Raw genomic sequence first — 21,104 nt, 5'->3', positions numbered from 1 at the left:
ATCTCGCTGCCCACAAGAGTCCGGCCGCCGAGGCAGCCATCCGGGCCAGAGGCGCATGGCTGCTCTTCCTGCCGCCCTACAGCCCCGATCTCAACCCGATCGAAATGGCCTTCGCCAAGCTCAAGGCGCATCTGCGCGCAAAGGCCATCAGAACCATCGACGCCCTGTGGCAGGCCATTGGCGATATCTGCAATCTCTTCTCTCCAACAGAATGCAGAAACTACTTCACTGCCGCAGGCTATGGACTCACATGAAAGTCCGCCGCTCTAATTCGCGTATGGTGCTGATTCGCACCGAGGACCCGTCGCAAGGCGGGTTTTTTGTCTTTAGGTTTCAGCGCCATCCGTCGAGGCTCGGCTCGGCTTGTCGCGACGCTCGACGATGTAGATGTGGTCGGCGACCAACACCACGTCGCCATGCTGGTTGATCACCTCGCAGCGCTCGACGACCCGGCCTGAATCGGGTCGCTTCGGGTCGTCTTCCCTGGCCGAGATGGTGGTGCGGGTCCGGATCGTATCGCCGATGAACACCGGCTTGATGAAGCGCAGCCTGTCGTAGCCATAGGAGAAGGCAACCGGGTTGACGACGCTTGCCGTCAGCCCGACGCCGACCGAAAAGACCAGCGTGCCGTGGGCGATGCGCTGGCCAAACGGCGTCGTCTTCATGAACTCGGCGTCCATGTGGTGGGGAAAGAAATCGCCGGTATGGCCGGCATGGACGACGAAATCGGTCTCCGTGATGGTGCGCCCGCTGGTCGTGCGCGACGAGCCGATCTGGTAGTCCTCGAAGTAGATCGTCTGCTCCATGTCAGGGCCTCGCCGCTATCGGTGTTGCCGGCGCCGCGCTCGATTGATAGGCGGCTTCGACCAGCGCCATGGTGCTCCAGCCGTCCTCGACGGAACTGACAAGCTCGGCGTCCTCGCCCGACGCGTAGCGCTGGACATTGGCCATGCGGCCGGCAAAGGCGTCCGGAAACCATGAGCCGACGAGTGGAACCGCAATCCAATCCTTGCCGCCCTTGGGGTAGATTTCGAGAATGTCCGGCTCGCCGCGCGGATAGTCGAGGTTGACGCCTAATTTGAGGTAAGCGGCGCCCTCGGTGCCGCAGATGCGGAATTCGCAGGCCTGGTGTTTTCGACCGAATTTGTGATCGTGGTTGATCGACAGCGCACAGCGCACGGTGTCGCCATAGTCGAGGATCGCGCTGGTGCGCGTTTGCGCAACCTTATGGCCGGGGTGGCCGAGTGTCTTGGCGTGAACCCCCTTGGGATCGCCGAGCAATTGCCGGATCAGGTCGAGATAATGGATCGAATGCATCGCGATCTCGACACGCGGCGCCTGTAACAGGAATTCCCAGAGCTGCCAGGGTGTCGCCAGCGCCAGCCATGCGTCGAAATCGACCACTTCGCCCAACCAGCCCTTGGCGATCGCATCCTTCAGCGCCAGCATCATCGGCGCAAAACGGAGTTGGAAATTCACAGCGGCCCTGAGGTTTTTTGAGCGGCAGATTTCGAGGATCTCGGTCGCCTCGGTGAGGTCGCTGCCCATCGGCTTCTGGATCAGCGCCACCGCACCATCGGGCAGCGCACTGAGCACGCCGGTGTGGTGGGCCGGCGGCGTCGCCAGATCGAAGACGACGTCATCGATTGACGCAGCTTCCTCGACCGACCGGTAAGCGGTGACGCCCCATTTCTGCGCCAGTTTTTCCGCCTTGGCCAGGTCGGGGTCGAAAAGCCCGACAACCGGGAAACCGGCTTGCCCATAGGCCGGCAAATGCGCATCGCCGACGATCGAGCCGGCGCCGAAAATCACGATCGGCCTGGGCTTTGACGGTTGTGCCCAGGCCTGGGAAAGCGAGGCAGGATCGAAAATGTCATCAGTCATAATGGAAGACTTCGTCCATCGGCGCCCACCACTCGCCCTCCTTGCGGGTCGGCAGCGGCTCCTGGCATGGCATGCACAGCGCCCACCATTCCTGCGTCGTGGGATCGGCAGCCATCTTCGCCATGTCGGCGGCATAGTCGGTGCCGTGGTACTCGAAGGTGCTGAACAAAAGGTGCTCCGGCTCCCTCAGATAGATCGAATAATTCTTGATGTTGCAGGCGGAAATCATCTTGAGGACGTCCGGCCAGACGGCAGCGTGAAGCCGCACATACTCGGCGACTTTCTCCGGCTTGAGACCGAGCACCATTCCCATTCGCTGCATGTCCGCCTCCTATTTCACTATCGCCACGGTGAATTCCGCGATGCTCTTCGATTTGATCGCGTCCCAGTCCCAGTCGATGCCGATGCCGGGCTCGTCCGGCGCCAGCGCGTGCCCGTCCTCGATACGCATTTTCTTGCCGGTCAGCTCGTCGAGCTGGGGAATATACTCGACATATCTGCCGTTCTGAACGGCGCATGTCAGGCTGACATGCAGTTCCATCAGGAAATGCGGGCAGACCGGTATGTCGAACGCCTCGGCCGCATGCGCCACCTTCAGCCACGGCGTGATGCCGCCGATGCGACCGACATCGACCTGCACGATCGAACACGCGCCCTTTTGCATATATTCGCGGAAATGCCGGATCGAATAGAGCGACTCGCCGATGGCGATCGGCGTCGATGTGGCACTCGACAGCCGCACATGGCCGTCAATGTCGTCGGCCGGCAGCGGTTCCTCGATCCAGGCGAGGTCGAGTTCACGCAAGCGCTCGGCCCGGCGGATCGCCTCGTCGACAGAAAGGCCCTGGTTGCAGTCGGTCATGATCTCGTAGGAGTCTCCAACCGCCCGGCGCACCGCCGTCAGCCGGGCAAGATCCTCGGAACCGTGCGGCTTGCCGATCTTGACCTTCGAGCCGCGAAACCCCTTGGCCTTGGCGGCCAGCGCATCCTCGACCAGTGCCTCGGTTTCGATATGCAGCCAGCCGCCTTCGGTGGTGTAGAGCGGGCAGCGGTCCTTGGCGCCGCCGGCAACCTTCCACAGCGGCAGGTTTTGCTTCCTCGCCCGCAGATCCCAAAGCGCAGTGTCGATGGCCGCCAGCGCGATTGCCGTGATCGCGCCGATCGTCGTGGCATGGGTGGCGAACTCCAGCTCGTGCCAGATCGCCTCGATCATGTCGGCGTCGCGGCCGATCAGCCGCGGTGCAAGGTGGTCGGCCAGGAGCCGCATCACCGACGAGCCGCCGGTGCCGATCGTGTAGCTGTAGCCGGTGCCGACGGCGCCGTCGGCGTCGGTGATGGTGACGATCGGTGTTTCCTGGCTGACAAAACTCTGGATGGCATCGGTGCGCTTGACCTTCGGCACCAAGTCGACCATGCGCAGTTCGACTTTCTCGATCTTTGCCATGATTTTAACCTCGCAATGTTTTGCCCGTTTCGGCAGAAAACAGATGGGCCTGCGACAGGTCCAGGCTCATCCTGACCCGGTCTCCGGCCCTGAGCGGCTTTGGATTGAGCATGCGGGATACCCAGTCGCTGCCGTTGAATTCGGCAAACACCAGCGTCTCGTTGCCAAGCGGTTCGGTGACGGTCACCGGCAGTTCCACCTGGTGGACGTCGACCTCTTCGCCGGAGCTGATGCCGTGTCCCGTCGGATAGATGTCGTCGGGCCTGAGGCCGAAGACGACCTTGTCGCCGGTACCGACATTGGCCTTGAACTGGCTGGGCAGAGGCAGTCTCTCGCCGCTGGCGAACAGCAGCTGTCCGTCGTCGACGTCAGCCTCGTGCAAATTCATCGGCGGCGAGCCGATGAAGCCGGCCACGAAGCGTGTCTGCGGCCGGCGGAAGACCTCGTCGGGTGAGCCGACCTGCTCGATGAACCCGTCACGCATGATGACGATGCGGTCGGCCAATGTCATCGCTTCGACCTGGTCGTGGGTGACGTAGATCACCGTCGACCGGACCTTGGCATGCAGTTTCTTGATCTCGGTGCGCATCTGCGTCCGAAGCTTGGCATCGAGATTGGAAAGCGGCTCGTCGAACAGGAAGACGTCGGGATCGCGCACGATGGCGCGACCCATGGCGACGCGCTGGCGCTGTCCGCCCGACAGCTGCGACGGCCGGCGGTCGAGCAACTGGTCGAGGCCGAGAATGCCGGACGCTTCGGCTACGCGACGGTCCATTTCTTCCTTCGCGGCGCCGGCTATCTTCAGCGAGAAGCCGAGGTTTTCGCGCACCGTCATATGGGGATAGAGCGCGTAGGACTGGAACACCATCGAGATGTTGCGCGAGCGCGGCGGCAGGTCGTTGACCATGCGGCCGCCGATCTCGATGATCCCGTCGCTGATCGCCTCGAGGCCGGCGATCATGCGCAGGGTCGTCGACTTGCCGCAGCCGGACGGCCCGACCAGCGCGATGAACTCGCGGTCGGCGACCTCTAGGTCGATGCCGTGCACGACCGCCACCGGACCATAGCTCTTGGTGAGTTTCTTGAGCGATACAGTTGCCATGTCAGCCTTTCACCGCGCCGGAAGTGAGGCCGCCGACGAGATGTTTCTGGACGATGAAGGTAAGCGTGAGCGCCGGTATGATCATAACCACGGCCAGCGCGCACATGCCGCGCCAGTCGATGGTGAATTCGGCCGTATAGTCGAGCAGGCCGACCGGCAGGGTCTTGGAGTTGATCGAGCGCGTCAGCTGCGAGGCGAGCGCGAACTCGTTCCAGGAGGTGAGGAAGGCAAAGATGCCGGCCGAGGCGATGCCCGGCCCGGCCAACGGAAACTCGACCTGCCAGAAGGCCTGCCAGCGCGTGCAGCCGTCGATCTGCGCCGCCTCGGCGAGGTCTTTCGGCACCTGGCGGAAAAAGCCGTCGATCAGCCAAACGGTGAAGGGCACGTTGAGCGCGACATAGACCAGGATCAGCCCGAAATGCGTGTCGATGATGCCGAGCCGCGCAAAGACGAAGAACAGCGGCAGCGACAGCGCAATGCCAGGCACCGTGCGCGTCAGCATCAGGCCAAGGAACATCGCCGATTTGGCGCGAAAGCGGTAGCGCGCAAAGGCATAGCCGCCGGCCATGCCGATAACGATGGCGATCACCGTCGAGGTCACCGAGATGATCAGCGAATTGCGGAAGTAGTCGAGCACCGGAATGCCGCCCTGGCCGACGCCGCTGAACATGGCTGTGTAGGCATCGAGCGAGAGTTGCTGCGGGATCCACACCGGCGGCTTGGCCATGATCTCGACGGTCGGCCGCAGCGACGACAGCACGATCCAGATGCCGGGCAGGCAGATGACCAGCATGGCCAGGAACAGTCCGATGCCGTGAACGATGCCGAGCGCTTTGTTGCCGACGCGATGCAGGCTGTTCTGGTCCATCCTCACCACTCCGCCGCGATCTGCGTGCGCGCCGCGGCGAGCTTGCGGTAGAAATAGACGGTGAACAGGATCGACAGCAGGATGGAGAAATAGGCCATGGCATTGGCCATTCCCATCCGGGCATCGCCATAGGCAATGCGGGCGACGAGCGTCCAGACGAGTTCGGTGCGGCCGGCAGGACCGCCGTCGGTCATGATCTTGACGATGTCATAGGCGCGCGCGACGTCGAGCGAGCGGATGGTCATGGCGATGAAGGCAAACGGCATGATGAACGGCCAGGTGACATAGCGGAATGTCTGCCACGGTGTGCAGCCGTCGACGCGCGCCGCCTCGACCGGTTCGCGCGGCATCGCCAGCAGCCCGGCAAGGATCAGGATCGCGAACACCGAGGTCGACGACCAGATCTCGGCGGTTAGGATGGCGATGAAGGCGAGATTGCCGTCGATCAGCCACGGGATGGCGCGGTCGGTCAGGCCGAGCCCCTGCAGGGCGTTGTTCACCAGGCCGATATTGTCGTTGAACATGAATTTGAACTGGAAGCCGACCAGGATCGGCGAAAACATCATCGGAAACATCATGATGGTGCGCAGAACCCGCTGGCCGCGCGATGCCTTTTCCACCAGCAGCGCCAGCCCGAGCCCGATCAGCATTTCCAGGTTGAGCGCCACCGTCAGCAGCACCACGGTGCGGGCAAAGGCGACCCAGAAAGCGCGGCTGGTCAGGATGGCGACGTAATTGCGCGCGCCGATGAAGACCCAGAACGTTTCCGGCTTGGTCAGCCGGAACGGCGTGAAGCTGGAATAGAGCGACAGCAGCAGCGGCACCATCACCACCGCCGCCAGCACGATCACCGCCGGCAGCAGGAGCAGCAATGGCGGCGAAGGTCTCCAGCCTTTCATGGCGATCCGGTTCTGGTTGGTGCCCGGACACCGAAGGCCGCCATTGGCGAGCTGGGATCAAGACAAAGCGTGTTGCGCATGGTTCGAAAAAAGTTCGGGGCGCCGCTCTTCAATGAGCGCGGCGCCCCCCTTGGTTGAATGATCAAAGCTTGCCTGCGTCCTCGAGGATCTGGGTGGCCTTGGCGGCAGCGTCGTCCAGCGCCTGCTTGGAGGTCTTGTCGCCAAGGATGGCGGCCTGCAATTCGGGATAGACGGCGTTGGAGATTTCGATCCATTCAGGTGTCTGCGGCACGGCAAAAGCGTGCTTTGCCTCTTCCTGGAAAGCCGCCAGCACTTCCTTCTTATAGGGATCGCTTGCCGCCTGCTGGATGTCCCAGTCCCACACCGCCGTGCGGGTCGGCAGTGGGCCGCTTGCCGCCTCCAGCTTCTGGCTGTCCTCATTGGTCAGGAACCAGACCAGCGACGCCGCAGCCTCCTTGCTGGCGCAGCTTTCAGTGACCGAAAATCCGTGGTGCCCCGACCAGCCGGTGCGAATGCCGGCCGATCCCTTCGGCGCCACCTTCACCCCGACATTGCCGGCGACCTTGGACGACTTCGGATCGTTGAAGAAGCCTGCCCAGCCCGGCCAGTCGAGGTTGATGGCGACGGTGCCTGAGGCAAAGCCCTGGCCGAGATCGTCCCACAGATAGTTGGTGGTGCCGGCCGGCACCGCCTTGGCCTTGTAGAGATTGACGAACCAGTCGAGTGCGTGCACGCCGGCTTCCGAGTTGAAGGCCGGCTTGCCATCCTTATCGAGGTATTCGCCGCCGTCGGCGATGAGCATCTCGTAAAACCGGCCGTTGATCGCCTCTTCCTTGCCGGCGAACTGGGTGCCGTAGAAATCGGGCGGGCTGGCGAAGAATTCCGCCTGCTGGGCGACCTCGTCCCAGGTGTCGGGCGGTGTCAGCTCCTTGCCGTACTTGGCCTTGTAGGCGGCCTTCTTGGCTTCGTCCTGGTAGAGGCTCTTCTGGTAATAGAGCGCCGACACGTCGAACTGCGCGCGCGGCAGCATCACCAGCTTGCCGTCGAGCGTCGAGGCCTTGATCGTCGACGGCACGAAGGCGTCGATCTCCTCCTTCGGCAGCAGCTTGTTGAGGTCGGTGTAGATATCAGGATACTGCGGCGCGAAGGACGAGTGGTTCGACCCAACGCACCAGTTGATGCTGCCGGAGGCGATGTCCGACTTGATTTCCTTGTCGAGCTCGAAGTGGTTTTTCTTCGAGATCACGTTGACCTTGGCGCCGGTCAGTTTTTCCCATTCGCCGATGCGCGCGTAGAGCCCTTCATATTGCTGGCCGCCGATCAGCTTGGCGTCGATGGTGACGCCGTCGAATTTGCCTGGCAGGTCGGCAGCAAGGGCAGCACTCGCACCAAGTGCGAGCAGCGTTACGCCGGCCGACAGGCCGCAGAACAGTTTCGTCATTGGTATCCTCCCAAGAGCCTGCATCGATCGCGTAGTGAGGTCGATCGGCAGCTTCATTCATATACAAACAAAACATTCATGCGATCGTCAAGCCGAAAGTTCTTTCGGAAGCAATACCGTTATGCGTATATGAAAAATGCAATTCACTGGAGAGGCGGAATGGCAGAGGACGAGGAAGACGACCGCTATCGAGCCCCAGCGCTGGACAAGGGGCTCGACATCCTCGAGCTGCTGGCCGGTGTCGATGGCGGCCTGACGCAGGCGGAAATCGCCAAGAAGCTCGACCGCAGCCCGAACGAGTTCTATCGCATGCTGGACCGGCTGGTGCGGCGCGGCTATGTCACGCGGCCGGATGGTGACCGTTACTCGCTGACGCTCAAGCTGTTTGGTCTGGCGCAGCTGCACGCGCCGGTGCGACGGCTGGTTTCCTATGCGACGCCGCTGATGCGCGAGCTGGCCGAGACCACACAGCAGGCAAATCAGCTGGTCGTCTTCGATCGCGGCTCCGCCGTGGTGATTGCCCAGCAGGAAGCGCCGGATTACTGGGGCATCTCGATCCGCGTCGGTTCGCATATCAGCCTGTTCGACACCGGCTCCGGCCATGTGCTGCTGGCGTTCCGCCCGCCGGAAGAGCGGCAGATGATGATCTCAGAACATCTGCGCAGCACCGACAAGCCGCCGCAATCGCCGGAGTTCTTTGCCCGCCTCGACCAGATCCGGGAACGCGGCTACGAGATGATGGCATCGATGCAGACCGCCGGTGTCTTCAACCTGTCGACACCGGTTCTTGGCTCGGACGGCAGGGCGATCGCCGCGCTGTCGATCCCCTACATAACCCTGGTCAACGCACCCAAGGCGCCCGACATTACGAGGACGATTGAGCTGCTGCTGGCAGCGACCGAAAAGCTGTCCCAACTGGCGGGATCGACCGTCAAGCAATCGCGATGAATTCTTATTTGAATGAAGAATTTCTCCGTGAGATGATCGCGAAGTCGCCAAGGAGGAGCGCGCCACCATGATCTTCGACACTCATCTGCACCTGATCGACCAGTCCGCGCTGCGCTATCCCTGGCTGGCCGGCGTGCCGGCGCTCAACCGCGATTTCTCCTACGACGAATATGCAGTCCAGGCCCGCCGCGCCGGCATCGAGGGCGCATTGCACATGGAGGTCGATGTCGATCCTGCCGACATCGAGGCCGAGACCAGCCATGTGAAAACGCTGTCGCAGCAGAAGGGCAGCCTGCTACGCGGTGCAATCGCCTCCTGCCGTCCGGAAGAGCCGGGCTTTGCCGGCTATCTCGAGCGCCAGCGTGAAGATTCTTTCGTCAAGGGCTTTCGGCGTGTGCTGCACGTCATGCCGGATGAACTGTCGGAAGGCGCGCTGTTTCGTGAAAACATCAAGCGGCTTGCCGGCAGCGGCCTGACCTTCGACCTCGTCGTCCTGCCGCACCAGATCCCCAAGGCGATCGTACTCGCCGACCTCGCGCCGGATGTGCAGTTCGTGCTCGACCATTGCGGCGTGCCCGACATCAAGGGCGGTGCCGAGCACCCCTGGCGCGAGCACATGGCGGAGATCGCGCGGCGCCCGAACGTCGCCGGCAAAATTTCCGGTGTGGTCGCCTATGCGGATGCTGGATCCTGGACTGTCGAAACGCTGCGTTCCTATGTCGAGCACAGCATCGAATGCTTCGGCTGGGATCGCGTCGTCTGGGGCAGCGACTGGCCGGTCTGCACGCTCGGCGGCGGGCTTGCGACCTGGGTGGCGGCGACGCATGCGCTGCTCAGTGGTGCCAGCGACGATGAGCGGCAAAAACTGCTGTCAGGCAACGCCAAGCGGCTGTGGAGTTGGTAGAGCATTTTGCAGCCAAGCGGAATCACTTGGCGTCGCACAAATGCGGCTAAAACGAATAGACGGCCTCAGATGGTCGCCGACACGCGCCGCTCGCGACCGTAGAGCGAAACCAGGAGCACGATGACCAGGCCAGGTGCCGCCCAGGCCGACGGCAGCACCTTCTGCGGCGCGCCGTCATATCGCGCCTTCAGTTCGGTCGGCAATCCAGCGATCACGCCCGAAACGTCTTGAGCGCAGGCTATGGTCGTGAGCGATGCAAGTGCGGTTGCGGCCATAAGGCCGCGGATCAGCCTGTTCATGTTCTCCTCCGTTCGGTTGTTTCAGGCTCCTCCGCCGGAAACGCCGGACACCTGCGTCGAAAGGCTCTCCCGAAACAGGCGATTGAGATCGGCAACGACGCGAGCGGCATTGTGCCTTTCGCTCAGGCCAAGATTGATGCGATCTGACGCCGCCTGCTGGAAGGCCATGTAGCCGTCGTGCCGCGGCCTGACCCAGGCACCTTCGAGCGTGGCTCGGGTGTCCTTGTAGAAATTGCCGCTGGCGGCGTTGACGGCGGCATTCGCCCAGGCTGCCGCATGGCCGGGCTGGCCGCCGGCCGAGGCATAAGGGCCGCGCTGCACGTCACCGCTGGCGATCCAGTAAGCGAAGTCGATGGCCGCCCGCCTGGCCTTCGAAAAGGCCGACACGGCGATGCCGGTCCCGCCGAGCGCCGAGCCGATCGGACCGACATTGCCCGCAGCAGGGATATCGGCGAAAATAACGCGGCTGGGCCGGAATCCGGCGATGGCGTAGGAGACATAGCCATAGATCAGCGGCGCACAGGCGATCCGCGATCCCGATCCGGCCATTTGCTCCAGAACCGCGATCGGGTCCGTGCCAAGACAGGCCGGGTCGACGAGCGCCGCGATCTCGCGCATCATCTCGAAAACCTGCTTGCCGATTGCAGGATCCACATGGTCGCCCGGGCCTTCACCGGCGGGCCGGCCGAGATTACCGGCGAGCGTGTAGAACACCATCAGCGAATGCGGCGGCCTGAGCGGCAACAACACGCGGCCCTGCCGCGCCAGATCGAGCGCATCGGCCCATCTCGCCGGCGCAGCCGAGAGCATGTCGGGCCGCCACGCCTGCACCTGGCTGGCCGCGTCGATCGGAAACGCCCACTGCCGGCCCTGCCAGTTGTAGCTGGCATAGGATCGGCCGACGCTGCCCGCCGCAAGTGCTTTACGTTCGGCTTCCCGGCCGGCGACATCGAGCGGCGTCAGACAGTTCTCGGCGGTGATCTGGCCGACATGCGGATGGTCGATGACGATCAGATCATAGGTACGCGCCAGTTCCTCGACCGGGAAGGATTCGAAATCCTGCAGCGAGCGCTTGTCCCATTCGATAGTGACGCCGGTCCGTTCCTTCCACAGCGCCGAACAGGCGACCATCGGGTCATAGCCGCGCGGATGGCTCCAGGTCATGCCTTTGAGCATGACGTCGCTCACAGCCCGAACTCCGCGCGGATTTTTGCGCTGTGCTCGCCGATGCGTGGCGCGGCCCGCTCGACCTTGGCGCGGATGCCGTCGACCGTGAGCGGCGAGCGCGTGGTAAGGATCGAAACGTCATCCTCGCGCGTCACCGTCTGCAGCATGTCGAGAACCTGGAAGCCTTCGCTGGCCATCATTTCCGGCCAGGTCAAAACCTTGGCGCACCAGATGTCGGCAGGCTCGAGGATGGCAAGCCACTCGTCGACCGTTTTCGTCGCGATTTTTTGCGCGATGATCGCTTTGATCTCGTCGCGGGCAGTGAACCAGGTCGACGGCTGATCGCGGTAGGGCGCAAGCTCCTCGAGCCCGAGGAGATCGGCGAGTTTCGAGATCGGCGTCATGGCGATCGCCAGATAGCCGTCCTTGGCCGGATAGACGCCATAGGGCGCCGACAGATAGGCGTGTGCGCTGCGGAAGCTCGACCGCCGCGGCAGCCGGCGCCCGTCATTGAGATGCGTGGTCAGCACCTCGAACTGGAAGTCGACCAGCGCTTCGAGCAGGCTGGTCTCGACATGGCTGCCCTTGCCGGTCACACCGCGCCGCACCAGTGCGGCGAGGATGCCTTGCGCGGCGGCCGAACCCGCCAGCATGTCGGCGATCGCCAGGCCGAAGGGCACCGGCCCCTGGTCCTCGTCGCCGTTCAGCCACATGACGCCGGAGCGGGCCTGCGCCAGCAGATCCTGCCCGGGCCGCTTGACCCATGGGCCTTCCTCGCCGTAGCCGCTGATCGAGGCATAGACCAGGCGCGGATTGATCTTGCGCACCGCCTCAAAGTCGAGGCCCAGTCGTTCGATGACGCCGGGCCGAAAATTCTGGATCAGCACGTCGGCCCTGGCCAGCAGGCCGCGCAGTGCCGCAAGGTCGGCCTCGTCCTTCAAGTCGATGGCAAAGCTTTCCTTGGCGCGGTTGATCGCGTGGAAGATAGTGGAATCGCCGCCGATCTCGGTGTCGCTGAGATAGAGACGGCGCGACAGGTCGCCGCCATCCGGCCGTTCGATCTTGATGACGCGAGCGCCGAGGTCGAGCAGTCTGAGCGAGCAGTAGGGGCCGGACAAGAACTGGCTCATATCCACAACGATGAGCCCGGTCAGCGGCAGTTCGGCAATGGCAGCCATTGCCTATTTCTCCGTCTTGCCGGCGAAATCGGCCGGATTGCGGTACTTCACCGTCTGCAGGTGCTCGCAATAAAGCACAAGCTCTCCTTCACCTTTGAAGACTTCATAGCTGGCGCGGATCAGCCCCATCTCCTTGTATTTGGGTTTCTTGTCGAGATTGGAGCGGATCGAATAGATCGTGTCGCCGATGAACACCGGCTTGATGAAGCGCAATTTGTCGTAGCCATAGGAAAAAGCGTTGATGCAGTTGGTGGCAACGAGGCCGAGCCCGGCCGAGAACACGAAGGCGCCGGCGACCAGGCGCTTGCCGAAGATGCCTTCTGTTTCGGCGAACATCTGGTCCTGCACGTAAGGATGGATATCGAGCACCAGCGCGTTGAAAAGATGGCTGTCGCCCTCGGCAATGGTCCTGCGCAGCGAGCGGATCTTTTGGCCGACCGGCCAGTCTTCGTAGAACCAGTTCTCCGCGTTCCAGACCGGAAGATCGGCGTGATCCCTAGGCATGTTGGCGGGGTGTGTCGATGCCACGCCCACGGTTGGCGCGAAACCGCTCATGACGACTTCCTCTGGGAGCGGGAATCGTCCATCAGGGCGCGCCGCAGACCAGCGAAATGCATGATCGATCCTCCCGTCAATCTTCTTTTGTGAATAGTATTTTCACATATGGGGTTGTGATGCAAGCGAGTCTCGGTGAAATTTTGGCGGCTCCGTCGCGGCCAATGCCGGCGGAACGTGGGAGGAAGTGATGCAGAATGCCTGTCTGGTTTTCGTCGGCAGCCTCAATCGCGACGCCCCCTATTTTCAGGGCGCGCGCGGCGTCGGGCTGGGCGTCTACAGTTTCGACGAGGGGACGCTGGAGACAAAGAAACTGGCCGAGACGGAAGACATCGACAATCCGACCTTCCTGTCGGTGACGCCGGACGGCTCCCACGTCTACGCCAACTCCGAAGTGTTCACCTGGCGCGAAGGGGTTGTCTCGGCCTACCGTTTCGACAGGCAGACCGCCACGCTGTCCTACATCAACAAGCAGCCGACGCTGGGCAGCATCACGGCGCATAACACCATCACGCGCGACGGGACCAAGCTGCTGGTCGCCAATTACGGCATGGGCGAGGGCGGCCCCGATCGCTCGGTCGTGGTCTTGGGGCTGCGCGAGGATGGCGGCCTGACAGCGCCGTTGTCGAGCATTGCCCATAGCGGGACCGGACCAGATCCTGCCCGCCAGGAGCGGCCGCATGCCCATAGCGTAACCGAGACGGTTGCCGGCGGCATGGCGATCGTCGCCGACCTCGGCATCGACCGGCTGGTGTCCTATCGCATCGGCTCAGACGGCAGCCTGACGAAGCTCGCCGAGTCGGCGCTTGCGCCAGGCGCGGGTCCGCGCCATCTCGCACTGCATCCGGGCGGTCGCTTCGTGTTCGTCATGAACGAGCTGGATTCGACGGTTGTCTCGCTGGCGCTGGACGAAGCATCAGGCAAGCTTACGGTGATCGACAGTAAGCCGGCGGTGCCGCCCGAGGCGCGCGACGGCAATCACTGCGCCGACATCCAGATCTCGCCCGACGGCCGCTTCCTCTATGGCTCCAACCGCGGCCATGACAGCATCGCCGTGTTTTCGGTCGACCAGCAAAACGGCAGACTTGCCCTTGTGGGCTATACGCCTTGCGGGGGCGCCACGCCGCGCAACCTGGCCCTGACGCCTTCGGGCGGCCATCTGTTCTCGGCCAACCAGAATGCCGACCGCATCTCGATTTTCGCCCGTGATGCCGCAACCGGCCGGCTGACCGATACCGGCCGATCCATCGACATCGGCACGCCGATGTGCGTGAGGATCGTGCGTTGAAGTGACCTCAGAACTCGAGCGCCTGCCTGAGTGCCGGGCCGCTCCTGACGCGCAAATCGAGGTCGGCCTCGATATGGTCGATGTGGTGCAGCATCAGCGCGCTGGCGCGTTCGGCATTGCCATTTTCCAGCGCCTCGAGGATCTGCGTGTGTTCGTTGTGGCCGCAGCTCGAGATGCCCGAGCGGCCATAGAGTGCGATCACCAGCGATGAACGAGCGACCAATTCCTCCATGAAGCGCTGCAGGATGACGTTTCCCGCGACCGACGCCAGAAGCAGGTGAAAATCCCCCGACGCCTTGATCTCCGATCGCCTTGCGTTCGGTCCGCGTTCGGCGATGAAACGGCCTTCTTCGTCGAGCTGGGCCTTGAACGCGGCGACATGCGCCGGCGTCATCCGTCCGGCGGCGGCGATCGCGATGCCTGGTTCGATGAGCCGGCGCGAAGCAAAAACCTGCCGCGCTTCCTCCGGCGACGGATTGGCGACGAAGGCGCCGCGATTGCGCTCGGTGCGCACCAATCCCTCGAAGGAAAGCATCTGCAGTGCGGCACGCGCCACGGTGCGGCTGACATCGAACAGCGTGCCGACTTCGCCTTCGGAAAGCTTTGTTCCCGGCGCCAGCCGGCGATCGACGATCGCGTCGCGCAACTGGTCGCGGATCGCCTGCGCGCGATCCTCGTTGGCGGCCTCGATAGCAGGGAAGGTCTGGTCGGCAATGTTCATGGCAGTGGTCCTGCCTTCTTCTACCCTGAATCGCATCGCTTGGACGAGAGACAAAGTGAATACAGAGATGAAAAAGATTGCATACGATCTTTGCGGAGATCGGCGGCAATCGCCTATAATTTGTGCATTGCACAAGGCCGACGTATCGGCAGCTACATAGAGGCGGCCCTGATTTCTTCGAGGATTCAGTCAGTTGGTGCGGCGGTGCGCAACTGGCACGCATGATGCTTTGGCTAATCCGACCAAAGGGGAAGCTGGATGTCCAAAGCCGCCGAAATCGACATTGTGTCCGTTTCGAAAGTCTATGGCGCGACGACTGCCGTCGAAGGCATCAGCCTGAAAATCCCTGCCGGAACCTATTGCTGCCTGCTCGGTCCGTCCGGCTGTGGCAAGACCTCGACGCTGCGCATGATCGCCGGGCACGAGAGCATATCGAGTGGCGACGTGCGTCTCGGCAACACAGTGGTCACCGACCTGCCGCCGGCCAGGCGCGGCACTGCCATGATGTTCCAGTCCTACGCACTGTTTCCGCATCTCGACCTGATCGACAACGTCGCCTTCAGCCTGAAGATGAAAGGCGTCGGCAAGGAGGAGCGCCGCGCCAAGGCGCTCGACATGCTGAAGCTGATGCAGATGGAGGCCTATGCCAGCCGCCGCCCGGCGCAGCTTTCCGGCGGGCAGCAGCAGCGCGTTGCCCTTGCGCGCGCCTTGATCACCGATCCCGAGGCGCTGTTGCTCGACGAACCGCTTTCGGCGCTCGATCCTTTCCTGAAGATCCGCATGCGAGCCGAACTGAAGAAGCTGCAGACGTCGCTCGGCATCACTTTCGTCCACGTCACCCACAGCCAGGAAGAGGCGATGGCGCTGGCCGACCTGATCGTGGTGATGAACGACGGCCGTATCGAGCAGGCGGCGCACCCTCGCACGGTGTTCGAGCGGCCGGCCACGGCCTTCGTCGCTCGTTTCATGGGCGACCACAATGTCATCTCCGGGCGCGTCGCCGGCAGTCGCGACGGCATGGTCGTTTTCGATGTGCCCGGCGGCGTCACGCTCGCCGCCAGCGGGCAGGGCAGGGAGACCGGGGAACCCATCGACATCGCCATTCGCACCGACCACGTGCGCATCGGCGAGCCGCCGGCAGCCGGGCTCGGCTTCACCGGCATTATTGCAAACGTCGAGTACCGCGGTTCGACCGTGAAGCTCTCAGTCAACGGCGCCGGCATCGAGGATTTCACGGTGATCGTCGACGACACCAGCTTCTTCGCCAGGCCGGTTGCCGTCGGCGACGCAGTGCCGATCGCCTGGGACGCCGAGGACGCGATCGTCCTTGGCCGTCTCGATTCCTGAAATCCAGCATAACCAACCAAAACAGGGGAACTGAACATGACCAACACCACCGACAAGAAGACTGGAATATCGCGACGTTCGCTGCTCAAGACAGGTGCCGCCGCCGTCGGTTTCGCCGCCGGTTCCGGCGCCATATCAGGCTTTCCGACCATCTGGGCGCAATCGAACATCACGCTGCGCCAGTTCGGCACCGGCGTATCCAACCTCAATGCCATCGCCGACAAGTGCAAGGCCGACCTCGGCATCACGCTGGAGATGACAGCAACCGATTCCGACGCCGCCGCGCAGCGCGCTGTGACGCAGCCCGACAGCTACGACATCGCCGACATCGAATACTGGATCTGCAAGAAGGTGTTCCCGACAGGCGTCCTGCAGCCGATGGATGTCAGCAAGCTGAAATATTACGACGAGCTGGTGCCGCTGTTCAAAACCGGCAAGCTGACGCCGGACAGCGTCATTGCCCAGGGCACCGCGCCGCATACCGTCGGTTACGTCGAGGCGCAGGACAGCAAGGTCTTCGCCAAGGCGCCGACCAACTGGTTCACCATGGTGCCGACGATCTACAATGCCGATACGCTCGGCATCCGCCCCGACCTCGTCGGCCGCGATATCACCACCTGGGCCGACATCATGGATCCGGCCTTCAAGGGCAAGACCGCCATCCTCAACATCCCGTCGATCGGCATCATGGATGCGGCGATGATCATGGAGGCAACGGGCAACATCAAATACGCCGACAAGGGCAACATGACCAAGGAGGAGATCGACAAGACGATCGACTTCCTGATCAAGGCCAAGCAAGCCGGCCAGTTCCGCGCCTTCTGGAAATCCTTCGACGAGAGCGTCAACCTGATGGCTTCAGGCGAAGTCGTAATCCAGTCGATGTGGTCGCCGGCCGTGGCCGCGGTCCGCTCCAAGGGCATCGCGTGCCGGTTCCAGCCGCTCAAGGAAGGCTACCGGTCCTGGGGTGGCGGGCTTGGCCTGGCAGCCCATCTCTCCGGCGCCGAACTCGATGCCGCCTATGAATACATCAACTGGTACACGTCCGGCTGGGTTGGCGGCTATCTCAACCGTCAGGGCTATTACTCGGCCAACATGGTGTCGGCCAAGAAGTTCATGTCCGAGGACGAGTGGGGCTACTGGATCGAAGGCAAGCCGGCAAAGGGCGATATCCTGTCGCCGGACGGCAAGGTCATGGAAAAGGCTGGCGCCGTGCGTGACGGCGGCTCGTTCGAAGAGCGCATGGGCAAGGTCGCCTGCTGGAACTCGGTCATGGACGAGGACCGCTACATGGTGAAGCGCTGGAACGAGTTCATCGCTGCTTGATGCCCTCTGCCTTCTCCCCTTGTGGGAGAAGGCAGATTGGCGCGCAGCGCCAAGACGGTTGAGGGGTGCTGGACGGAGCACTGTTGGTGCCAAGCTGGAACACCCCTCATCCGATCGAGCTTCGCTCGGCCACCTTCTCCCACAGGGGGAGAAGGGCACACCCCTCAGTCGCATCGCCGACTTCGACCGAGATATAGATGGCAGTAGCGCTCGAACAATCCACGCACGTTACGTCTGCAAGGCCTGCCAGACGTAGGCGCTCCTTTGCCGGAGTCGCACCCTATCTCCAGGCGGCACCGCTGGCGCTGATCCTCGGCGCGTTCCTCCTGCTGCCAATTCTGATGATCGCCGTGGTCTCATTCTGGGATTACGATTTCGCGGCGATGTATCCGGATTTCCTGACCACCAATTATTCCGACACGCTCGGCTCCTGGGTCACCTGGAAAACCTACCTGAATACGCTGAAATACGCCGCCATCGTCTGGGCGCTGACGCTGTTCATCGGTTTCTGGGTCGCCTATTTCCTTGCCTTCCATATCAGGACCACGGCCATGCAGATGGTGCTGTTCCTTGTCTGCACGGTGCCGTTCCTGACCTCTAACATCATCCGCATGATCTCGTGGATTCCGGTGCTTGGCCGCAATGGCCTGGTCAACTCGACGCTGGTGCAAATGGGGCTGATCCCGAAGCCGATCGAATGGCTGCTCTATTCCGAATTCGCCGTGGTGCTGGCCATGGTGCATCTCTATACGCTGTTCATGGTGACGCCGATCTTCAACACGCTGATGCGCATCGACAAGTCGTTGATAGAAGCCGCGCGCGACGCCGGTGCTTCCGGCTGGCAGGTTCTGTGGAACGTCGTCATTCCGCTCGCCAAGCCCGGCATGGCGATCGGCACCATTTTCGTCGTCACCCTGGTGATGGCCGACTTCTCGACGGTGCAGGTGATGTCCGGCGGGCAGAGCGCCTCCGTCGCGCTGATGATGAAGAACCAGATGTCGCTGCTGCAATATCCGGCAGCTGCCGCCAACGCCGTCGTGCTCTTGGTGCTGGTGCTGCTGATGGTCGCGGGCATCCTGCGCATCGTCGACATCCGCAAGGAGCTGTGAGGCGATGAGCCAGGACAAGCGCACCCTCGAATTCTATGTGTTGGCGGCGTTCTTCGGTCTTTTCGTGTTGTTCCTCTACGGCCCGCTTTCGGCGATCCTGATCCTCTCTTTCCAGGGCGAGAACGGCGGTCTGACATTTCCGCTGAACGGCGTGTCGCTGCACTGGTTCGCCAATTTGTTCGAGCGCCAGGCGGTCGGCGACTTCGGCGGCAGCTTCAAACGCTCGCTCGTCCTTGGCCTGATGGTGATGGTCGTCACTGTCGCCGTGTCGCTCCTTGCCGGCCTTGCCTTCCGGCAGAAATTTCGCGGCGCAACCGCACTGTTCTATCTGGCCGTCGCCAGCTTGGTCGTGCCCTCGATCATCATCAGTCTCGGCATTGGCGTCGTCTTCCAGCAGATCGGCTTCCGCCCCGCCTGGTACACATCCGCTTTCGGCGCCCATCTGACCTGGACCTTGCCTTTCGGCGTGCTGATTATGTTTGCTGTCTTCAATCGGTTCTCGCCGGCCTACGAGGAAGCCGCGCGCGATCTCGGAGCATCGTCGTGGCAAACCTTCGCGCATGTCGTCCTGCCGATGATCGCACCCAGCCTGATCGGCGTCGGCCTGTTTGGTTTTACCCTCTCCTATGACGAGTTTGCTCGCACGCTGATGACGTCGGGCACCTTCAACACGCTGCCGCTCGAAATCTACGGCATGACGACGAATGTCACGACGCCGGTGCTCTATGCGCTGGGCACCGTGACGACCGTGTTTTCCTTCCTGGTGATCTTGCTGACGCTCGGCGCAATCGTCTATCTCGGCCGCCGCCGCGAGCGCGCCTAACCGTGCAGATCCTCGTCGTCAATCCGAACACCACCGCCAGCATGACCGAGACTATCGCGGTCGCCGCCCGATCGGTCGCTGCTCAATCGACGAAGATTGTTGCCGTTACCTCTACGATGGGCCCGGTGTCGATCGAAGGCTATTACGATGAAGCGCTTGCCGTGCCCGGCCTGCTGGTCGAGATCGCCGCCGGTGAACGCTCGGGCGCGGGGGCCGCGATCATCGCCTGCTTCGACGACACCGGCCTCGATGCCGCGCGCGCCATGGCCAACATTCCGGTCATCGGCATCTGCGAGGCATCGCTCAGCACGGCCTCGTTCATCGCCCAGCGCTTCACCGTCGTCACCACCACCGGACGTTCGCGCGTGCCGGTCGAAGGGTTGGTGCAGCGCTATGGCATGGCAGGGCGCGCGCGTGTGCGCGCCGCCGACATCCCGGTTCTTGCCCTCGAAGATCCGGCGTCCGACGCACTGCTCAGGCTGCGCAACGAGATTGCGCGCGCCATCGACGAGGATCGCGCCGAGGCGATCGTGCTCGGCTGCGCCGGCATGGCCGATCTGGCGGCGGCGCTGCAGCGGGAATTCGGGCTTCCGGTCATCGACGGCGTGGGCGCTGCCGTGAAACAGGCCGAGGCATTGATCGCCCTTGGCCTGACGACATCCAAGCGCGGCGCCTATGCAAGCCCGTTGGCAAAGTCTTATCATGGCGCGTTGAAATCCTTCGCGCCTGGCGCCGCCGAGTGATCGAAAATGCTCAGAACGATCCGAACACTCGCACTTGAAGAGGTGGAAACCCTTGTCGACTGGGCGGCGCAGGAAGGCTGGAATGCCGGCCTCGGCGACGCCGCTCTGTTCCAGGCAGCGGACCCGCAGGGCTTCATCGGCGCCTTTGTCGAAGGCGAGATGGTGGCCGGCATTTCGGCTGTGGCGTATGGCGACGATTTCGGCTTCATCGGCCTCTATATCTGCCGGCCGGACAGGCGCGGTGCGGGCCATGGCAAGGCGGTCTGGGATGCCGGCATGGCGCGGCTCGGCAACCGCACGATCGGACTCGACGGCGTCGTCGAACAGCAGGCCAACTACCGCAGCATGGGTTTTGCACCGGCCTACCGGACGATCCGGTTCGTCGGATTGCCGGATGTTCCGGCAGCCGTCGGCAGTGACATTTGCGCAATAGGGCCGGATCTCGTGCCGGACATACTGGCCTATGACCGCCGCTTCTTTCCCGGCCCGAGACAGTCCTTCCTGGAACACTGGCTGCGCCCGCCGCATATGGCGCTTGCCATGGTCAAGGACGGCGCAATTGCGGGATACGGCGTCGCGCGCCGATGCCGCGACGGCTGCAAGGTCGGCCCGCTCTTTGCCGACAATCTGGACACGGCAAGCCGTCTCTTCGCCGCGCTCGCGCAGATGTGCGGCCCCGGAAACGTCCATCTCGACGTCCCCGAAACCAGCGGGCAATTTGCAGATTTGCTGTCGTCCGCCAGCCTTCAACCGGGCTTCGAAACGGCTCGAATGTACAAGGGAAGGGCGCCGCAGCTCACGCAGTCCGGTGTCTATGCGATAACGACCTTGGAGCTTGGTTGAGACGGTGCAAGTCGGCTTCAGCGCGCAAGTCGGGGAGCAGAAATGTCTACTTTTCCTGAACTGAAATGCCGGAATCGTCGATACGAAGTTCCACGCCTTTCGGCTTGGTCTCCTCGCGATAGACGTAAATGCCCAAGGCAATGACGGCGACGACCAAAGCGCCGATGATGAGATAAAGATAGTTCTGCTTCATC

Annotated in this window: 24 protein-coding genes; 10 read left to right on the top strand and 14 right to left on the bottom strand. The window is 62.8% G+C overall.

What is annotated here, in order from left to right; all coding sequences use genetic code 11:
• A partial coding sequence (locus tag NKH80_RS05655) for a transposase (RefSeq protein ID WP_352990147.1) occupies window positions 1-254 on the top strand: 254 nt, incomplete at its 5' end.
• Between the two features lie 72 nt (window positions 255-326).
• Here NKH80_RS05655 and NKH80_RS05650 read toward each other — a convergent pair.
• The 8 genes from NKH80_RS05650 to NKH80_RS05615 all read right to left on the bottom strand — a co-directional run bounded on the left by NKH80_RS05650 (window position 327) and on the right by NKH80_RS05615 (window position 7,659).
• Window positions 327-806: a MaoC/PaaZ C-terminal domain-containing protein gene (locus NKH80_RS05650; RefSeq protein ID WP_352990144.1), complete on the bottom strand. Its 480-nt coding sequence runs from the start codon at window positions 804-806 to the stop codon at window positions 327-329.
• Between the two features lies 1 nt (window position 807).
• Window positions 808-1,884, bottom strand: a complete 1,077-nt coding sequence (locus tag NKH80_RS05645) for a Gfo/Idh/MocA family protein (protein ID WP_352823017.1) — start codon at window positions 1,882-1,884, stop codon at window positions 808-810.
• Window positions 1,877-2,206 carry an L-rhamnose mutarotase gene (locus tag NKH80_RS05640; RefSeq protein WP_352823020.1) on the bottom strand — a complete coding sequence of 110 codons (330 nt, stop codon included), beginning with the start codon at window positions 2,204-2,206 and terminating at the stop codon, window positions 1,877-1,879. The genes NKH80_RS05645 and NKH80_RS05640 overlap by 8 nt, the downstream gene beginning before the upstream one ends.
• A 9-nt stretch (window positions 2,207-2,215) precedes the next feature.
• Window positions 2,216-3,328 carry a mandelate racemase/muconate lactonizing enzyme family protein gene (locus NKH80_RS05635; protein ID WP_352823022.1) on the bottom strand — a complete coding sequence of 371 codons (1,113 nt, stop codon included), beginning with the start codon at window positions 3,326-3,328 and terminating at the stop codon, window positions 2,216-2,218.
• Window positions 3,329-3,332: 4 nt separating this feature from the next.
• A complete protein-coding gene (locus NKH80_RS05630) occupies window positions 3,333-4,430 on the bottom strand; it encodes an ABC transporter ATP-binding protein (protein ID WP_352823024.1) in 1,098 nt (365 codons plus the stop codon).
• 1 nt (window position 4,431) lies between these two features.
• Window positions 4,432-5,298 (bottom strand): carbohydrate ABC transporter permease, encoded by an 867-nt coding sequence (locus NKH80_RS05625; protein ID WP_352737234.1) that lies wholly within the window; start codon window positions 5,296-5,298, stop codon window positions 4,432-4,434.
• A 2-nt stretch (window positions 5,299-5,300) separates the two neighbouring features.
• Window positions 5,301-6,197: a carbohydrate ABC transporter permease gene (locus NKH80_RS05620; RefSeq protein WP_352737233.1), complete on the bottom strand. Its 897-nt coding sequence runs from the start codon at window positions 6,195-6,197 to the stop codon at window positions 5,301-5,303.
• A gap of 142 nt (window positions 6,198-6,339) precedes the next feature.
• On the bottom strand, window positions 6,340-7,659 hold the full coding sequence (locus tag NKH80_RS05615; RefSeq protein WP_352737232.1) for an ABC transporter substrate-binding protein: 1,320 nt from the start codon (window positions 7,657-7,659) through the stop codon (window positions 6,340-6,342).
• A gap of 159 nt (window positions 7,660-7,818) precedes the next feature.
• Here NKH80_RS05615 and NKH80_RS05610 point away from each other — a divergent pair, with 159 nt between their 5' ends.
• Window positions 7,819-8,607, top strand: coding sequence for an IclR family transcriptional regulator (locus NKH80_RS05610; protein WP_352451570.1), 789 nt, complete (start codon window positions 7,819-7,821; stop codon window positions 8,605-8,607).
• A 67-nt stretch (window positions 8,608-8,674) separates the two neighbouring features.
• Complete coding sequence (locus tag NKH80_RS05605) at window positions 8,675-9,511, top strand: amidohydrolase family protein (RefSeq protein ID WP_352737230.1); 837 nt, start codon at window positions 8,675-8,677, stop codon at window positions 9,509-9,511.
• A gap of 65 nt (window positions 9,512-9,576) precedes the next feature.
• On the opposite strand, the gene NKH80_RS05600 is transcribed toward NKH80_RS05605, so the two are convergent.
• From NKH80_RS05600 to NKH80_RS05585, 4 genes are read right to left on the bottom strand one after another with little or no spacing between them, the layout of a single operon-like run.
• Window positions 9,577-9,810 (bottom strand): hypothetical protein, encoded by a 234-nt coding sequence (locus tag NKH80_RS05600; RefSeq protein ID WP_352737229.1) that lies wholly within the window; start codon window positions 9,808-9,810, stop codon window positions 9,577-9,579.
• Between the two features lie 21 nt (window positions 9,811-9,831).
• Window positions 9,832-10,974, bottom strand: coding sequence for an extracellular solute-binding protein (locus NKH80_RS05595; protein WP_352737304.1), 1,143 nt, complete (start codon window positions 10,972-10,974; stop codon window positions 9,832-9,834).
• Between the two features lie 20 nt (window positions 10,975-10,994).
• Entirely contained in the window at window positions 10,995-12,155 is a 1,161-nt protein-coding gene (locus NKH80_RS05590; RefSeq protein ID WP_352688633.1) for a CaiB/BaiF CoA transferase family protein, read from the bottom strand.
• A gap of 3 nt (window positions 12,156-12,158) precedes the next feature.
• A complete protein-coding gene (locus NKH80_RS05585; protein WP_352505387.1) occupies window positions 12,159-12,710 on the bottom strand; it encodes a MaoC family dehydratase in 552 nt (183 codons plus the stop codon).
• A gap of 190 nt (window positions 12,711-12,900) precedes the next feature.
• Here NKH80_RS05585 and NKH80_RS05580 point away from each other — a divergent pair, with 190 nt between their 5' ends.
• Window positions 12,901-13,998, top strand: coding sequence for a lactonase family protein (locus tag NKH80_RS05580; RefSeq protein WP_352990137.1), 1,098 nt, complete (start codon window positions 12,901-12,903; stop codon window positions 13,996-13,998).
• Between the two features lie 7 nt (window positions 13,999-14,005).
• Here the strand turns inward: NKH80_RS05580 and NKH80_RS05575 are convergent, their stop codons facing one another.
• A complete protein-coding gene (locus NKH80_RS05575) occupies window positions 14,006-14,719 on the bottom strand; it encodes a GntR family transcriptional regulator (RefSeq protein ID WP_023676076.1) in 714 nt (237 codons plus the stop codon).
• Window positions 14,720-14,977: 258 nt separating this feature from the next.
• Between NKH80_RS05575 and NKH80_RS05570 the strand changes: the two genes are divergently transcribed.
• The 6 genes from NKH80_RS05570 to NKH80_RS05545 all read left to right on the top strand — a co-directional run bounded on the left by NKH80_RS05570 (window position 14,978) and on the right by NKH80_RS05545 (window position 20,910).
• Window positions 14,978-16,066 carry an ABC transporter ATP-binding protein gene (locus tag NKH80_RS05570; protein WP_352472207.1) on the top strand — a complete coding sequence of 363 codons (1,089 nt, stop codon included), beginning with the start codon at window positions 14,978-14,980 and terminating at the stop codon, window positions 16,064-16,066.
• 36 nt (window positions 16,067-16,102) lie between these two features.
• A complete protein-coding gene (locus NKH80_RS05565) occupies window positions 16,103-17,392 on the top strand; it encodes an ABC transporter substrate-binding protein (RefSeq protein ID WP_352472208.1) in 1,290 nt (429 codons plus the stop codon).
• Between the two features lie 197 nt (window positions 17,393-17,589).
• Window positions 17,590-18,501 carry an ABC transporter permease gene (locus NKH80_RS05560; protein ID WP_352472210.1) on the top strand — a complete coding sequence of 304 codons (912 nt, stop codon included), beginning with the start codon at window positions 17,590-17,592 and terminating at the stop codon, window positions 18,499-18,501.
• A gap of 4 nt (window positions 18,502-18,505) precedes the next feature.
• Window positions 18,506-19,324 (top strand): ABC transporter permease, encoded by an 819-nt coding sequence (locus NKH80_RS05555; RefSeq protein ID WP_352990133.1) that lies wholly within the window; start codon window positions 18,506-18,508, stop codon window positions 19,322-19,324.
• Window positions 19,325-19,326: 2 nt separating this feature from the next.
• Complete coding sequence (locus NKH80_RS05550) at window positions 19,327-20,067, top strand: aspartate/glutamate racemase family protein (RefSeq protein ID WP_352505380.1); 741 nt, start codon at window positions 19,327-19,329, stop codon at window positions 20,065-20,067.
• Window positions 20,068-20,073: 6 nt separating this feature from the next.
• Complete coding sequence (locus NKH80_RS05545; protein ID WP_352505379.1) at window positions 20,074-20,910, top strand: GNAT family N-acetyltransferase; 837 nt, start codon at window positions 20,074-20,076, stop codon at window positions 20,908-20,910.
• A gap of 46 nt (window positions 20,911-20,956) precedes the next feature.
• Here the strand turns inward: NKH80_RS05545 and NKH80_RS05540 are convergent, their stop codons facing one another.
• The gene (locus NKH80_RS05540; protein WP_023716676.1) at window positions 20,957-21,103 is read right to left on the bottom strand and encodes a hypothetical protein; all 147 of its coding nucleotides are present in this window, start codon (window positions 21,101-21,103) and stop codon (window positions 20,957-20,959) included.
• Window position 21,104 lies beyond the last annotated feature (1 nt).

It is taken from the genome of Mesorhizobium sp. M0904 (genome assembly GCF_040319475.1).
GTDB lineage: Bacteria > Pseudomonadota > Alphaproteobacteria > Rhizobiales > Rhizobiaceae > Mesorhizobium.
Note: the sequence above shows the minus strand (reverse complement) of the source record. Positions and strands in the feature narration are given on the sequence as shown.

Coding starts and splice junctions, on each gene's coding strand:
- NKH80_RS05650 (WP_352990144.1), bottom strand. CDS start 806: ATGGAGCAGACGATCTACTTCGAGGACTACCAGATCGGCTCGTCGCGC.
- NKH80_RS05645 (WP_352823017.1), bottom strand. CDS start 1,884: ATGACTGATGACATTTTCGATCCTGCCTCGCTTTCCCAGGCCTGGGCA.
- NKH80_RS05640 (WP_352823020.1), bottom strand. CDS start 2,206: ATGCAGCGAATGGGAATGGTGCTCGGTCTCAAGCCGGAGAAAGTCGCC.
- NKH80_RS05635 (WP_352823022.1), bottom strand. CDS start 3,328: ATGGCAAAGATCGAGAAAGTCGAACTGCGCATGGTCGACTTGGTGCCG.
- NKH80_RS05630 (WP_352823024.1), bottom strand. CDS start 4,430: ATGGCAACTGTATCGCTCAAGAAACTCACCAAGAGCTATGGTCCGGTG.
- NKH80_RS05625 (WP_352737234.1), bottom strand. CDS start 5,298: ATGGACCAGAACAGCCTGCATCGCGTCGGCAACAAAGCGCTCGGCATC.
- NKH80_RS05620 (WP_352737233.1), bottom strand. CDS start 6,197: ATGAAAGGCTGGAGACCTTCGCCGCCATTGCTGCTCCTGCTGCCGGCG.
- NKH80_RS05615 (WP_352737232.1), bottom strand. CDS start 7,659: ATGACGAAACTGTTCTGCGGCCTGTCGGCCGGCGTAACGCTGCTCGCA.
- NKH80_RS05610 (WP_352451570.1), top strand. CDS start 7,819: ATGGCAGAGGACGAGGAAGACGACCGCTATCGAGCCCCAGCGCTGGAC.
- NKH80_RS05605 (WP_352737230.1), top strand. CDS start 8,675: ATGATCTTCGACACTCATCTGCACCTGATCGACCAGTCCGCGCTGCGC.
- NKH80_RS05600 (WP_352737229.1), bottom strand. CDS start 9,810: ATGAACAGGCTGATCCGCGGCCTTATGGCCGCAACCGCACTTGCATCG.
- NKH80_RS05595 (WP_352737304.1), bottom strand. CDS start 10,974: ATGACCTGGAGCCATCCGCGCGGCTATGACCCGATGGTCGCCTGTTCG.
- NKH80_RS05590 (WP_352688633.1), bottom strand. CDS start 12,155: ATGGCTGCCATTGCCGAACTGCCGCTGACCGGGCTCATCGTTGTGGAT.
- NKH80_RS05585 (WP_352505387.1), bottom strand. CDS start 12,710: ATGAGCGGTTTCGCGCCAACCGTGGGCGTGGCATCGACACACCCCGCC.
- NKH80_RS05580 (WP_352990137.1), top strand. CDS start 12,901: ATGCAGAATGCCTGTCTGGTTTTCGTCGGCAGCCTCAATCGCGACGCC.
- NKH80_RS05575 (WP_023676076.1), bottom strand. CDS start 14,719: ATGAACATTGCCGACCAGACCTTCCCTGCTATCGAGGCCGCCAACGAG.
- NKH80_RS05570 (WP_352472207.1), top strand. CDS start 14,978: ATGTCCAAAGCCGCCGAAATCGACATTGTGTCCGTTTCGAAAGTCTAT.
- NKH80_RS05565 (WP_352472208.1), top strand. CDS start 16,103: ATGACCAACACCACCGACAAGAAGACTGGAATATCGCGACGTTCGCTG.
- NKH80_RS05560 (WP_352472210.1), top strand. CDS start 17,590: ATGGCAGTAGCGCTCGAACAATCCACGCACGTTACGTCTGCAAGGCCT.
- NKH80_RS05555 (WP_352990133.1), top strand. CDS start 18,506: ATGAGCCAGGACAAGCGCACCCTCGAATTCTATGTGTTGGCGGCGTTC.
- NKH80_RS05545 (WP_352505379.1), top strand. CDS start 20,074: ATGCTCAGAACGATCCGAACACTCGCACTTGAAGAGGTGGAAACCCTT.
- NKH80_RS05540 (WP_023716676.1), bottom strand. CDS start 21,103: ATGAAGCAGAACTATCTTTATCTCATCATCGGCGCTTTGGTCGTCGCC.